13 protein-coding genes are annotated in these 13,917 nt (G+C 59.5%); all 13 read right to left on the reverse strand.

The features are described from left to right. Window positions 1-14: 14 nt before the first annotated feature. On the reverse strand, window positions 15-1,502 hold the full coding sequence (locus QM649_RS04645) for an NADH-quinone oxidoreductase subunit N (RefSeq protein ID WP_415197847.1): 1,488 nt from the start codon (window positions 1,500-1,502) through the stop codon (window positions 15-17). Beyond that, window positions 1,499-2,995: a complex I subunit 4 family protein gene (locus tag QM649_RS04650; RefSeq protein ID WP_415197848.1), complete on the reverse strand. Its 1,497-nt coding sequence runs from the start codon at window positions 2,993-2,995 to the stop codon at window positions 1,499-1,501. The genes QM649_RS04645 and QM649_RS04650 overlap by 4 nt, the downstream gene beginning before the upstream one ends. Window positions 2,996-3,040: 45 nt before the next feature. Beyond that, window positions 3,041-5,068, reverse strand: coding sequence for an NADH-quinone oxidoreductase subunit L (gene nuoL / locus QM649_RS04655; RefSeq protein WP_415197849.1), 2,028 nt, complete (start codon window positions 5,066-5,068; stop codon window positions 3,041-3,043). Window positions 5,069-5,081: 13 nt separating this feature from the next. Then, entirely contained in the window at window positions 5,082-5,387 is a 306-nt protein-coding gene (nuoK, locus tag QM649_RS04660; protein WP_129208334.1) for an NADH-quinone oxidoreductase subunit NuoK, read from the reverse strand. Between the two features lie 3 nt (window positions 5,388-5,390). Further along, entirely contained in the window at window positions 5,391-5,885 is a 495-nt protein-coding gene (locus tag QM649_RS04665) for an NADH-quinone oxidoreductase subunit J (protein WP_415197850.1), read from the reverse strand. Between the two features lie 65 nt (window positions 5,886-5,950). Then, window positions 5,951-7,000 carry an NADH-quinone oxidoreductase subunit NuoH gene (nuoH, locus tag QM649_RS04670; RefSeq protein ID WP_415197851.1) on the reverse strand — a complete coding sequence of 350 codons (1,050 nt, stop codon included), beginning with the start codon at window positions 6,998-7,000 and terminating at the stop codon, window positions 5,951-5,953. A 71-nt stretch (window positions 7,001-7,071) separates the two neighbouring features. Further along, on the reverse strand, window positions 7,072-9,420 hold the full coding sequence (gene nuoG, locus QM649_RS04675; RefSeq protein WP_415197852.1) for an NADH-quinone oxidoreductase subunit NuoG: 2,349 nt from the start codon (window positions 9,418-9,420) through the stop codon (window positions 7,072-7,074). Window positions 9,421-9,441: 21 nt separating this feature from the next. After that, a complete protein-coding gene (gene nuoF / locus QM649_RS04680; protein WP_415197853.1) occupies window positions 9,442-10,755 on the reverse strand; it encodes an NADH-quinone oxidoreductase subunit NuoF in 1,314 nt (437 codons plus the stop codon). 2 nt (window positions 10,756-10,757) lie between these two features. Continuing rightward, on the reverse strand, window positions 10,758-11,267 hold the full coding sequence (nuoE, locus tag QM649_RS04685) for an NADH-quinone oxidoreductase subunit NuoE (protein WP_415197854.1): 510 nt from the start codon (window positions 11,265-11,267) through the stop codon (window positions 10,758-10,760). 3 nt (window positions 11,268-11,270) lie between these two features. After that, complete coding sequence (locus tag QM649_RS04690) at window positions 11,271-11,636, reverse strand: hypothetical protein (protein ID WP_415197855.1); 366 nt, start codon at window positions 11,634-11,636, stop codon at window positions 11,271-11,273. Then, entirely contained in the window at window positions 11,620-12,189 is a 570-nt protein-coding gene (locus tag QM649_RS04695; protein WP_415197856.1) for a hypothetical protein, read from the reverse strand. Before QM649_RS04695 ends, QM649_RS04690 begins: the two co-directional genes overlap by 17 nt. After that, the gene (gene nuoD, locus QM649_RS04700; protein WP_415197857.1) at window positions 12,186-13,421 is read right to left on the reverse strand and encodes an NADH dehydrogenase (quinone) subunit D; all 1,236 of its coding nucleotides are present in this window, start codon (window positions 13,419-13,421) and stop codon (window positions 12,186-12,188) included. Before nuoD ends, QM649_RS04695 begins: the two co-directional genes overlap by 4 nt. Next, window positions 13,421-13,915: an NADH-quinone oxidoreductase subunit C gene (locus QM649_RS04705; RefSeq protein WP_415197858.1), complete on the reverse strand. Its 495-nt coding sequence runs from the start codon at window positions 13,913-13,915 to the stop codon at window positions 13,421-13,423. Before QM649_RS04705 ends, nuoD begins: the two co-directional genes overlap by 1 nt. Window positions 13,916-13,917 lie beyond the last annotated feature (2 nt).

A 13,917-nucleotide genomic window follows, 5' to 3' on the forward strand; every position in this document is an offset into this window, starting at 1 on the left:
GCCTGAACCCGAGGCTATTGCCCTTGGCTGGTGTCTGCTGTCGTCTGCGAGGGAAACAGCGTCAGAGCTCCAGCTTTGGCCTGTGAGAGGATCCTGCCCGGCGCGATGCCGAGAATGAGGGTCGTCGCAACGGTCAGAAGCAGGGCAACCAGGAGGGATACCTTGGCGCGGGGTAGAGGAGGTGCTGTGACCGCCGCATAGGGCCGGTTGTAGATCGTAGCGAGCACGCGGAGATAGTAGTACGCCGCTACGCCGCTGTTGATGAGGCCGATGATGGCCAGCCACACAAAGCCGGAGTGGATCGCCGCCGTGAAGACGTAGAACTTGCCGAAGAATCCGCCGGTGAAGGGAATGCCGATCAGCGAGATAAGGAAGAAGCCCATTGCGCCGCCGAGAAGCGGCGAACGGTAGGCGAGGCCTCGATAGTCTTCAATCTCGCTGAGGCGGTCTTCGTAGCCGCCGGCATGGCTGATGACGGCGAAGATACCCACGTTCATCGCAGCATAAGAGAGGGCATAGAAACTGGCCGCTGCGATGCCATCTGCCGAGAGTGCGGTGAAGGCGACCAGCAGGTAGCCTGCGTGCGCAATCGAAGAGTAGGCGAGCATGCGCTTGACGTTGACCTGCCGCAGCGCACCGAGGTTGCCGATGGTCATCGAGAGTGCCGCAATGATCCAGATGAGCGGTACCCAGTTGGCATGGATGGCAGGGAAGGCTCCGTAGAGAACGCGGAGCAGCACCGCGAAGGCTGCGGCCTTCGGCGCGGTAGACATAAGACCGACCACCGGCGAGGGAGCGCCTTCGTAGACATCCGGCGTCCACACCTGGAAGGGAGCGGCGGAGACCTTGAAGCCCAGACCGATAATAATCATCGCCGCACCGACGAGAGCGAGCGCGGGTGTCTGGCTGGCGGTGAGCCTCTGCGCAATGCCGGCGATGGTCGTGGTCCCGGTCGCGCCGAAGGTGAGCGCGATGCCATAGAGGAAGAATGCCGTGGCGAAAGACCCCAGCAGGAAATATTTAATTGACGCCTCGGGGGCCTTCGCGCTCTTTCTGCGGAAGCCGGCGAGGATGTAGGTGGAAATCGAAGAGATCTCGAGGCCAATGAAGACCACCAGCAGCTCGGACGCCGAAGTCATCAGCATCATGCCTACTGCGCCGAAGGTGACGAGCGCGAAATACTCGCCGAGGAACGGCGTATGCTCGTTTGTCGCGTCGAGTGCGACCAGCAACGAGACCAGCACAATGCCGGCAATGGTGATGTGGAAGAAGGAGCTGAAAGCGTCGGTCTGGACTGTGTTGAAAAAGGCCGAGCCTGGGGCCAGCGTGGTCTGGTAGTAGCTCGCGCCAAGCGACAGCAGTACACCGGCTACCGCGAGCCATCCCAGGGGTTTACGGCTGGCCTTTTCCGGCAGAATCGGCTCAGCCAGCATGATGAGGATGCCGGTGATGGTGAGAATCACCTCGGGGAGAATGCGAAGGATAGGAGCCACGGTGTTCATCGCTTCTCCATATAAGTAGCCGTCTGTGTAGCGTGGTCGGCGAGGCCGTTCACCGAGCCGTCGATTGCCCGGATCCAATAGGGCGAAGCCACGCCCATGATGAGCATCAGGATGGCCATGGGCCAGAGGAGCAGGTGCTCGCGGGCGGTGAGGTCGACCGCGGGCTTCGAGGTGACAAGCGAGGACACGGGGCCATAAAAGATCTTCTGCACCAGCACCAGCATGTAGGCAGCGCCAAGGATGACGCCGACCGTCGCCGCTGCGACCCAGCCCATGTGGCCTGCGAAGCTGCCGCTGAGGATCAGGAACTCTCCGACGAAACCATTGAGGATCGGGAGGCCCACCAGCGAAAGCGTGGTGATGACGAAGAGCGTCACCAGCCAGGGAGTCCTGGCTGCGAGACCGCCGTACTCTGGCAGTTCGTACGTGCCGAAACGATCGTAGAGAATGCCGATCAGGATCAGAATGGCCGAACCGGAAATGCCGTGATTCAGAATCTGGTAGACGGCCCCGTTAAGCCCCGTAATTGCGAAGCAGAAGATCCCGAGGGTGCAGAAGCTAAGGTGGCTCATGATGGAGTAGGCCACCAGCCGCTTCATATCGTTCTGCACGAGCGCGACACAGGCGCCGTAGAGCAGCCCGATCACCGCGAGCGCAATCATGAGCGGTGCAATCTCTCGCGCCTGTTCGGGGAAAAGGCCGAGGTTGTACCGCAGGATGGAGTAAAGTCCGAGCTTGCCGGCGACGACCATTGCCATTGCGGTCGGCGCGTCGCTGATCGTATCCGCGAGCCAGCCATGGAGCGGAAAGACTGGAACCTTCACAGCGAAGGCTGCGAGGAAAGCCAGCGAAACCCAGCAGAGCGCATTCGCGGTGAAGAGTCCGCCGCCGGAGAGCGCATGCTGTAGCTCAACATAATCGAAGGTGCCGGTCTTCGCGTAAAGATAGAGAATCGCCACCAGGAAAAGCGCGGATGGGATAAAGGTGTAAGTGAAGAACTTGATCGCTGTCTTCGGTCCGCGATCCTTGCCGAACATGGCGATCAGGATAGCCATGGGGATCAGCGAGAGCTCCCAGAACCCGTAGTAGAGGATCAGGTCGAGAGCGACGAAGACACCGAGCATCGCTGTCTGCTGCAGCAGGAAGAAGAAGTAAAACTCCTTCGCACGGTTCTCAATCGCCTTCCATGAGGCGAGCACGCCGACCACCGAGAGGAAGCCAGTGAGTACCACCAGCCACATCGAGATGCCGTCGACACCGAGATGGTAGCGGATTGCAGGGCTCGCAACCCAGGGCGCGTTTTCCTCAAACTGGAAGCCGCTCTGGCCATAAACATAGTGTGCGGGCAGGTGCAGCGTCAGCAGGAAGGTCGCGATCGACACCAGCAGCGACCACCACTGGATGAGACGCCCCTTCCTCGGCAACAGTGCGACCACCACCGCGCCCACGGCGGGTACGAAGGTGATCAGCGACAGGATCGAATGTATCTCCACGAAGAATGTCCTTATCTGTAGTGCGTCGTGTCTTCGTTGGTTGCGTTATCGCAGCGTAAAGTGCGCGGTGAAACCGAAATACGTGAGGATCAGCAGGACTGCGGCCCCCAGAGAGAGCCATCCCGCATAAGAACGCAGGTTACCGGATTGAAATCTCTGAGCAATTGCGCCAAGCCCTTGAGTGACAGAGCCTGCGGCATACGCAGCGCCGTCGATGACGCCCATATCGAACACCGTCTTCAGAGCGTAGCGAGAGAAGAGCAGCAGGGGCGTGACGATAACCAGCCCATAGAGCTCGTCTATCTTGTACTTGTTCAGCAGTAGCAGGTAGAGGCCACGCAGGCTCTGTGCCAGTTTTCCAGGCAGTTCCGGCCGTAGGAAATAAAGAAAATGGGCGGTAAACCAGCCAGCGAGAGCGGTGAGTGTGGAGACTGCCGCGAGCGTTAGTTCCAAACCATTTGAGCCTGCAGGGTTCTCCTCACCGCCGAAGATGGGAGCAAGGAAGTGTGCGAATTCGTTGTGACCGTGTAACGCAGCAGGAACGCCGATCCAGCCTCCGATAAGTGACAACAGGGCGAGGATGCCAAGCGGGATCAGCATGACTGCGGGGCTCTCATGCACACCGTGCGCGTGGCCATGACCATGTCCGTGGTCGGGCTCATCCTCGAGCGTGAGCGTCGATGAGGCGCTCGCATGTACGGCAGCACCGTGATCGTGAAGCGCCGAAGTCTCCTTCGCGCGGCTTTCACCGAAGAAGGTGAGATACCACAGCCGGAACATGTAGAACGAGGTCAGAAACGCGGTGACCAGTCCCACAAACCAGAGAATCTTGCCACCGTTCGGAGAGAGGAATGCCTGGTAAAGGATCTCGTCCTTGCTGAAGAAGCCGGCGAAGGGCGGAATACCTGAGATAGCGATTACGCCGGCCGTCATCGTCCAGAACGTTGCCGGGATCTTCTTTCTCAAGCCGCCCATCACCCGCATATCCTGCTCACCGCCGAGCGCGTGGATGACGGAGCCGGCCGCGAGGAAGAGCAGAGCCTTGAAGAAGGCGTGGGTAACGAGATGAAAGATGCCCGCGCCGTAGGAAGCGACGCCGCAGGCAAGAAACATATAGCCGAGCTGCGAGACCGTCGAGTAGGCCAGCACGCGCTTGATATCCGTCTGCACCAGGCCGATGGTCGCGGCAAAGAAGGCCGTCGCGGCGCCGATGATCGCAACGATGCTTAGAGCGAAGGGCGAGCGGTCAAAGAGCACATGCGATCGGGCGATCATGTAGACGCCAGCCGTGACCATGGTCGCCGCGTGGATGAGTGCGGAGACGGGCGTTGGGCCTTCCATCGCGTCCGGCAGCCAGACGTAGAGAGGAATTTGCGCCGATTTGCCGGTAGCTCCGACGACCAGGAAGATGGCGATCGCAGTGAGGAAACCACCCTGCCATTCCGGATGCTGCGAAATCTGCGAGAAGACGCCGCTGTAGCTCAGTGTGCCGAAGTGCGCGACCAGCAGGAACATACCCAGCAGAAAGCCGAAATCGCCGATGCGGTTAACGACGAAGGCCTTCTTGCCGGCGTTCGCTGCAGAGTCCTTCAGGAAATAGAAGCCGATGAGCAGGTAAGAAGCGAGACCCACACCCTCCCAGCCGACAAACATCAGCAGGAAGTTCTCAGAGAGTACCAGCGTGAGCATGAAGAACATGAAGAGATTCAGGTAGGCGAAGAAACGCCAGTACCCCTCTTCGTGCGCCATGTATCCGGCCGAGTAAATGTGGATGAGGAAGCCGACACCCGTCACGATGAGCAGCATGATCATCGTCAGGTGATCGAGCTGCAGGGCGAAATCGGCGTGGAAGCTGCCCGCGGTGATCCAGGTTCCCAGGTTCTCGACATAAGGTTGCGAGATCGAGCCGAGGTGGAACCAGATGTTGGCGACCAGCAGGAAGGGAATCAGGGTTGCGATCCACGCAATCCCCGTCACCAGTGCCTTGGGCAGACGGCGGCCGAGGAGCCCGTTCAGCAGGAAGCCGAGGAACGGGATAACGGGGAGAAGCCAGAGATGCAGGGAACCGGTCATGATTGCCTCGGCCTCACAGTTTCATCAGGTCGACCGAGTCGACGTTCAGGGTATTCCGCGTACGGAAGACGGCGATGATGATGGCCAGGCCGACAGCGGCCTCGGCGGCGGCTACGACCATGACGAAGAAGACGAAGATCTGTCCGCTGACCTGGTGCCAGTGGTGAGCGAAGGCGACAAAGCTGAGGTTCACGGCATTGAGCATCAGCTCAATCGACATGAAGACGCTGATGATATTGCGCTTCACCAGAAACGCAGCCACGCCGATCGAGAAGAGGATGGCGCTGAGAATCAGGTAATAGGAGATAGGAACGACCATCGATCAGTGCTCCCTTCTTGCCAGCGCGACAGCGCCGAGGATCGCTACCAGAATGAGGACGGAGGTGACTTCAAAGGGCAGAAGCAGATCGCGGAAGAGTACGCGGCTGAGGTCAGCCGTGGTCACCAGGTAGTCGCCGAGTCTCGCGCCCCCAAGCGGACCGCTGTTCTGCAGGAACATATAGACGAGCGTGGCGATGATCGCTGCCGCTCCGGGGAAGCCGACGAAGTAAGCAGCCTTGCTACCGTAGGTCTTCTCTTCCTTGCCTGCGTTCAAAAGCATGATGACGAAGGTGAAGAGCACCATGATGGCGCCGGCATAGACAATCACCTGCGCCGCGGCGAGGAATTCTGCGCCCAGTAGAAGGTAGAGCACGGCGAGCGAGCTCATGACGACGATGAGCGAGAGCGCCGAATTGATGGGATGTCTTTGCAGCAGGAGATTCAGCGCTCCTATCACGCAAAGTCCGCCGAAGATGAAGAAGAGAACCAGATGCATCGCTTCAGTCACTCACATGTGTGCCTGTTGAGTCGCACGAAGTCAGGCCGGCTGCGAAACGGAGGCTAGCCGGCACGGAATGCAAGCCAGAGGCTGGTGGCAATAATATTGAGCACCGCCAGAGGCATGAGGAACTTCCAGCCGAAGCTCATCAGCTGGTCATAACGGAAGCGCGGCAACGTGCCGCGCACCCAGATGTAGAGGAAGAGGAAGAAGAAGACCTTTGCAACAAACCAGAAGACCGGCAGCAGAGCCTGCACCACAATTCCGCCGAAGGCTGGAATCAGGCTGCCGAACGGGCTGGACCATCCACCGAGGAAGAGCAGTGTAGCAACGCAGCTCACGGTGATCATATTGGCGTATTCAGCCATGAAGAACATGGCGAACTTCATCGAGCTGTATTCGGTGTGATAGCCCGCCGTCAGCTCGCTCTCCGCTTCGGGAAGATCGAAAGGAGCGCGGTTGGTTTCAGCGTAAGCGGCGGTGAGATAGATAAAGAAAGCGACGAACTGGAATCCGCCGAAGACATTCCAGGAGAGCAGACCGTGCGTAGCCTGCACATCCACGATGTCCCGCAGACGCAGGGACTGCGAGCGCAGGATGACGCCGACGAGCGAGAGGCCGAGGGCGAGTTCGTAGCTGATGACCTGGGCGCTCGCGCGCAGCGCACCGAGCAGGGAGTACTTATTGTTCGAAGACCAGCCCGAGAGCGCGATGCCGTATACGCCAACGCCGGTGATCGCGAGCAGAATCAACAGGCCTATGTTGACGTCTGAGATCTGGAAGAGATCGACGCCTTTGTAGCGTATATCCGCGCCAAAAGGGATCATCGAGATCGACATCACCGCGCAGGCCAGCGCAATAATCGGTGCCAGCACAAAGAGCGGACGATAGACGGCTTCAGGCATCAGATCTTCCTTCAGGAAGAGCTTCAGGCCATCCGCGAGTGGCTGCAGCAGTCCGAAGGGGCCGACGCGGCTGGGACCCCAGCGGTTCTGTATGCGGCCCACCAGCTTGCGTTCCAGCAGCACCGTGTAGGCGACTGCTGTCAGCAGAATGATGGTGACCACGATCACCTTCAACACGCTCAGCAATAAGAAAATCCAGATGCTCACTTCCACAGGGGCCTTCCTGAATGCGTTCTTGATGCGTTACGTTTTTGTCCCAAAACCGTTCCGGGTTCGACTCAGTCTGCTGCCGTCTCCTCGGCGCTGGTCAGCATATTCGGAGACCTGGCAACCTCGTTCAGCTTTGCGCTGTAGCGCCCAAGCAGGCCTGAGGTATAGAGATGATCGTTGGCCGGCAGCACTAAGTCACGGCGAATAACCGTGCTGTCGATCTGCACCAGTTCAGACTTCAGATGTTCATCATTGCCAAGCAGGAGGTCGAGGCGCGGAACATCATACGCCGGCACCAGCCGCTGAATTTCGTCGAAGATCGCGAATGGATCGAAGGGGCTGAGCTTCGGCTCGAGGCTATGGGCAGCGAGCCAGACCTGATGGCGATCGGCCTCGCCCGACTGCGCGCCGCGTGTCTGACCGAAGTCTGCGCGCACGCCCTTACCCACCGGCACAAGCGTCCGGGGATTCGCGCCGAGCTTGGCCGCGAGGCGAACGATGATTTCGAAGTCCGAGCGTACGCCGCTCTTGTCCGCGCCCTTCTTCACCAACTGCAGATCGCCATAGGTGTTGGTTGCGGTACCGGCCTTTTCATAAAGGTTGGCGGCAGGGAAGACGACGTCCGCAAGCACGGCAGTCTCGGTGAGGAACATATCCTGTACAACCAGAAAGGTGTTCTCCAGTGCCGCAGGATCGACACCATAGCGGACGACGGGATTTGAGCCCACGATGTAGAGAGCGGAGAGATCGCCTGCGCCTGCGGCGTCGACCATCTGCACCAAATCGAGACCGGGCTCGGCCGGCAGCTCTCCGTACTCCCCTGCAAAATGGCCCGGTGTACCGACCGGCACATAGCCGGGCAGTAGATCGGGAAGCAGGCCCATATCCGCCGCGCCGCGCGAATTCACATAATCGCCGAGGCAGGCGACCTTTGCATTCGGAAGCGATAGCGCGAACTCGACCAGTGCCTGAATATCGCGACCACGATATTCCGAACCGAAGGCGATGACCAGCGATTCTTCCTTGCGAAGCGCCTCGCGAAAGCTCACCAGTGACTCGTTGGCCTCGATGGCGGTATCGGATCCGGAGAGATACTGCACCAGAGCCGCATAGCCGGTCTGCGGGATATCCGCCACAGCCTTGGCCTGACGGCGCAGTTTAATGTGCTCGTGGTTCGCAACGTAGAGCCGCGCACGGTTCAGGCGCACGTTGCTGCGGATCTGCCACGCCAGCGCCGGATGCTGCTCGGTAGGATTGCCGCCGAGCAAGAGAATTGCCGGGGCGTTGTAAAAGTCGCGCAGGGAAGCTTCTCGTCCGGCGTGGCCTTTCAGCGCGGCTGCGAAAGCAGCGTAGTCGGCAGTGCGGTGATGATCGACGTTATTCGTCCGGAGTACGCTACGCGCCACTTTCTGCAGCAGGTAATTTTCTTCATTCGTCGTGCGATTCGAACCAATGACGCCGATGGCCTTACCGCCACGGGTATCGCGAGTTTCGGTGAGCTTCTTCGCCGCGAAGTCGAGCGCCTCTTCCCAGCTGACCGGCGAGAGCTTACCGTCTGTGCCACGAACCAGAGGCTTCGTCAGGCGCTCCGTGTGGTTGGCAAAGTCGAAGGCGTAGCGGCCCTTGATGCAAAGGAAGTCATTATTGATGCCGCTCTTGTCTCGATTGTCGGCGCGGACGATCTCCATGCCGTCATCTGCGCGGCGCAGGCCGAGCGTCGTCTTGCAGCCGTCTCCGCAATGCGTGCACACGGTGCCGACGTGATTCATCTCCCAGGGGCGGGTCTTATAACGATAGGTCTCGGAGGTCAGCGCGCCGACAGGGCAGATATCGATGCACATGCCGCACTCTTCGCAATCCAGATTGTCGCCGCCATTCGGGGCGATGACCGCGCTGGCGCCACGGTTTTCGACGGCGAGCGCCCAGACGTCCATGCCTTCGCCGCAGACGCGCACGCAGCGATAGCAGAGGATGCAGCGAGGGCGGTCATAGTAGACAACCGGGGACCACTGCTGTTCCTCGCGGTGCTGCTTCGTCTCTACGTACTTCGATTCCCCGGCGCCGTACTTGAAGGTCATGTCCTGCAGCTCGCACTCGCCGCCGGCATCGCAAACCGGGCAGTCGAGCGGATGGTTGCCGAGCAAGAGCTCCAGCATGGCCTTGCGGGATTGCTTGATCTCTTCGGTCTCGGTCTGGACGACCATGCCCTCGGCCACCGGCGTGGTGCAGGCGGTCTGGAGCTTGGGCACCTTCTCAATGCGGACGACGCACATGCGGCAGGCAGCCTGCAGGGAGAGGTTCGGGTAATAGCAGAAGGCCGGAATCTCAATCCCCGCGGCTCTGCAGGCATCGATCAGCAGCGTGCCTGCCGGAGCGGTGAGCTTCTTGCCGTCGACTGTGAAAGTTACGTCAGCCATGCCTGTCTCTTTCTGCGCGCGTTATACCAGCGCCGGTTCACGGTCGAGCGAGGTGTGGTAGGGGCAGCCCTTACCGTTCAGGTGATCCTCGAACTCCTTGCGGAATTTCTTCACGAAGGCGATCGTCGGCATCGCCGCGGCATCGCCAAGGGGGCAGAAGGTGCGGCCCAGCATGTTCTCGGCGAGGTACTTGATGTTGTCGATGTCCTTATCGACGGCACCGCCGGCATGCAGTCGGGTGATCGATTTCTTGAGCCAGTCCGTGCCTTCTCGGCAGGGAATACACCAGCCGCAGCTTTCGTGCTGATAGAACTTGATCGTCCTGAGCGCGAACTCGACCATGCAGACGGTTTCATCGATAACGACGATGCCGCCTGAGCCGAGCATCGTGCCAGCCTTGCCCATCTGGTCGAAGTCGAGACCTACATCGATTTCATCCGGAAGCAGTACGGGTGTGGAAGAGCCGCCAGGCACGACCGCCTTCAGCGCCTTTCCGTCTTTTACGCCTCCGGCTACCTCGTAGATTGCCTTCTTGAGGTTGTAGCCCATGGGGAGCTCGTAAACCCCCGGGCGCTCGACGTGGCCGCTGATGCCGAAGAGACGCGTGCCGCCATTGCGCTCCGAGCCGGTCTTCGCATAAGGCTCTCCGCCCATCAGCAGAATGTGCGGTACCGAGGCAATAGTCTCGGCATTGTTGATGACAGTAGGACCGCCGTAAAGGCCGACAACCGCAGGGAAGGGAGGCTTGATGCGCGGCACACCACGCTTACCTTCGAGCGACTCCATCAGCGCCGACTCTTCACCTACCTCGTAGGCGCCTGCTCCGGTCTGCGTCACGATATCGAGATCGATGCCGGAACCAAAGATGTTCTTGCCGAGAAAGCCCTTCGTATAGGCATCCGCGACAGCTTTCTCCATGATCTTGAGCAGGTAGCGGTATTCGCCGCGCAAATAGATAAAGCCCATCTTCGCGCCGATGGCAAGCGCGGCGATCATGGTGCCTTCGACGACGGCATGCGGATCGTGCAGGAAGATCACGTGATCCTTGCAGGTCGCCGGCTCGCTCTCGTCGCCGTTTACGAGTACATACTTCGCCCTCTCCGACTGCTTGGGCACGAACGACCATTTCAGTCCGGTAGGGAAGCCGGCGCCGCCGCGGCCACGCAGGCCGGAGGCCTTCATCTCATTGATGATCCACTCGGGTCCCTTTTCAATGGCCGTGCGCACGGCCTTGTAGCCATCGAGCTCAATGTACTTGTCGATGTCGGTCGCGCCCTGTCCAAAGCGGCGGGAGATGATTTTCACCTCGTCAGGATGGGAAACCAGCCTGGGCATCGTTACACCGTTTCCTTTCCGCGGCCTGCCTTGTAGTCCTCGAGGATGGTGTCGACCTTCTCCGGCGTCAGCTCGTCGTAGAAGTCGTAGTTCACCTGCATGGCGGGTGCCCAACTGCAGGCTCCGATGCACTCCACCTCTTCGAGCGAGAAGAGGCCGTCCGGAGTCGTCTCCTTATGACCAATACCCAGCCGCTTCTTGCAGTGCGCATAGATGCCGTAGCCATCGCGAAGCATGCAGCTGATGTTGGTGCAAACCTGTACGTTGTATTTGCCAGCGGGCTTGGTGCGCAGCATGGAATAATAGCTGAGCACGCTCTCCACATCGTTCTCGCGCAGCTCCAGTCGCTGCGCAATCTCGGCCACAACCTCGGGCGAGATATAACCGATGTCGTCCTGCGCGTAGAGCAGCATGGGGACCAGCGCCGAGCGCTTGACCGGATAGAGCGTAACCAGCCGGTCGAAGCGCGCTGCGGTTTCTGCTGAGAATATGGTTGCCTTATCCGTAGCCAACGCCTACTCCTCGTCAAATACCTTTGCCGTGAATGCCTCGGCGGCCACTTCCAGTTCAAGCCGCCCGCGCCGGTCGCTGAATTCGACCAGACTGTCTTCCCCGATCGTGAATGTGCCCTGTTCCAACACTCGTTCAGGGCCCGGATCGTCTTCGTAAAGAGCCCAGCTTCCGGCTCCGCTTGTTAGTTCTATCTCGATAGAAAGAATACGTCTTTCGGCCCTCAATGAGAGGTGACCGTCATCACCCGCATCGACCAGTGCATGTCCCACAGGCCGGCCAATGTCGTGCGCAGCAACATAAGACCGGATGAGCGACACGAACGAAATCCAGAGTTCACGATAGAGGCCGGTATCAGCGGCTGCTGCCATGGTGATGCTCCTCTTCGTCGTCATCGTGATCGTGGTCGTGCTCCTCTTCGTCTTCCTCCTCCGCCAGTGCTTCGAGCTCGGCAATCTGCTCATAGCCACCGAGCAGCGCCTCGATGCCCCAGCGCGCTACCTGCTCGGCGAGCGGATCGTACTGCACCGCCTGCGGATCGTCGACGAAGTACGTGGTGACGTCTTCATCCGGCCCATCGATGACGCCCCAGGGCGACTGCTTGAGATGAATGACGCCGTAGTGCAGGATCTCCGATTCGAGGGGAAGCACATCGAGCAATTCCTCGGAGATGAAGGAGTAAATCAGCGTGTCGCTCAGCGTATCGAGCGCAAATTTCAGCTTGAAGAGACCGGCTGCCACGGTGAGCAGGTGGGCCTCTTCTTCTGTCACCGTAATGGTGACATATTTCGAAATCGGTTCTGCCTCGGCCAGTGTGGTCCGGGCATGCTTCAGCTCCGGCCAGAAGGCAGCGCCTGCGCCGGTACGGGCTTCCAGCGCGTCATTCAGCTCTTCGAGCCATGCGAGCGTATTCTTCGAACTCATCGATCAATTTCTCCCAGCACGATGTCGATGGATCCGATCACCGCAACTACGTCAGCTATCAGTCGGCCTTCGCACATGGTCTGCAGAGCCTGCAGGGTTGCGAAGGAAGGATTACGCATGTGCACGCGATAGGGCTTGGCTGTGCCATCGCTCACGACGAAGTAACCCATCTCGCCGCGCGGCGATTCAACGGCCTGATAAACCTGGCCGGCCGGCACCGCAAAACCTTCGGTGACAATCTTGAAGTGATGGATGAGCGACTCCATCTCGGTCTTCATCTTTTCGCGGTCGGGCAGAACGATCTTCGGCGCATTTGCCCGGATATCGCCTTCGGGCATACCGTCGAGCGCCTGCAGGCAGATCTTTACCGACTCGCGCATTTCCTCAAGGCGGATGACATAACGAGCCCAGACATCGCAGTCATTCGAGACAGGCACCTTGAACTGGAACTTGTCATAGCTCGAGTAGGGCATGTCGCGACGCAGATCCCAATCGACACCCGAAGCGCGGAGCGGGGGGCCGGTGACACCGAGCGCGATCGCATCGGCCGCGCTGAGATGACCGACATTCTTGAGTCTGCTCACCCAGATGGGATTCCCGGTAAGCAGATTCTGGTATTCGTCGATCTTCTCCGGCATCGTCTTCAGAAAATCGCGAATCGTCTTGAAGAGATCGAGTGGTGGCTCGAGCGAAAGACCACCGACACGGAAGTACGACGTCATCATGCGCTGGCCGGCGACGGCCTCGAAGATGCGCAGCACCTGCTCGCGCTCGCGGAAACAGTAGAGGAAGACAGTGAGCGCGCCGATGTCCATGGCGTGCGTGCCGAGCCATACAAGGTGCGAGTTCAGGCGCGTGAGCTCATTGAAGAGCACGCGGATCCACTGCGCACGGTCAGGGATTTCCAGCTGCAGCAGCTTCTCGACGGCCAGACAATAGCAGAGATTGTTGGTCATCGGGCTCAGGTAGTCGATGCGATCAGTCATCGGCACTACCTGCTGGTAGAACTTTGCCTCGCAGGTTTTCTCGATGCCAGTATGGAGATAACCGATATCGGGAACGACGTTGAGCACCGTCTCACCATCAATCTCAACGACCAGGCGAAGCACGCCGTGCGTGGACGGATGCTGCGGGCCCATGTTGAGGACCAGCGTTCTGTCCTTTGAGCCTACCTCCGGACGCGGCTTGATCAGCGTAGAGGTTGCGACAAATTCTGAAAGATCGGCCGGCATCAGCGGTAGCCCTCCACGGGATAGTCCTTCCGGAGCGGGTGGCCCTTCCATTCTTCCGGCATCATGATGCGGCGCAGGCTTGGGTGCTCGTGAAAACGCACACCGAAGAGGTCCCACACCTCGCGCTCATAGAAATTTGCCGAAGGCCACACCTGTGTGATGCTGTCGATCGTCGGATCGACGCTATCTACGAAGGCGATGAGGCGCACCCGTTCCTTCAGGCTGTGCGAAAGGATATGGTAGGTGACCTGAAAACGCGGCTCGCTTGGGTACCAGTCGACGCAGGTCACATCTTCGAGAAAATTGTAGCCGGCGGTCTGCACCGTTTTGCACGCGGCGCGGATCTGATCTTTTGCGATAGTAAGTGTCAGTTCATTGCGGTCGTACGTTGCATCCGTAACCGCGTCGGGATTGGCAGCAAGAAGGGAGGCAATGGCTCGATTTTCTGCGTGAGCCTCAAGAACAGAATCCTTATCGCGTGCAGATTCGGTCATCT

This window comes from Silvibacterium sp. (assembly GCF_047605705.1).
Lineage (GTDB): Bacteria > Acidobacteriota > Terriglobia > Terriglobales > Acidobacteriaceae > Silvibacterium.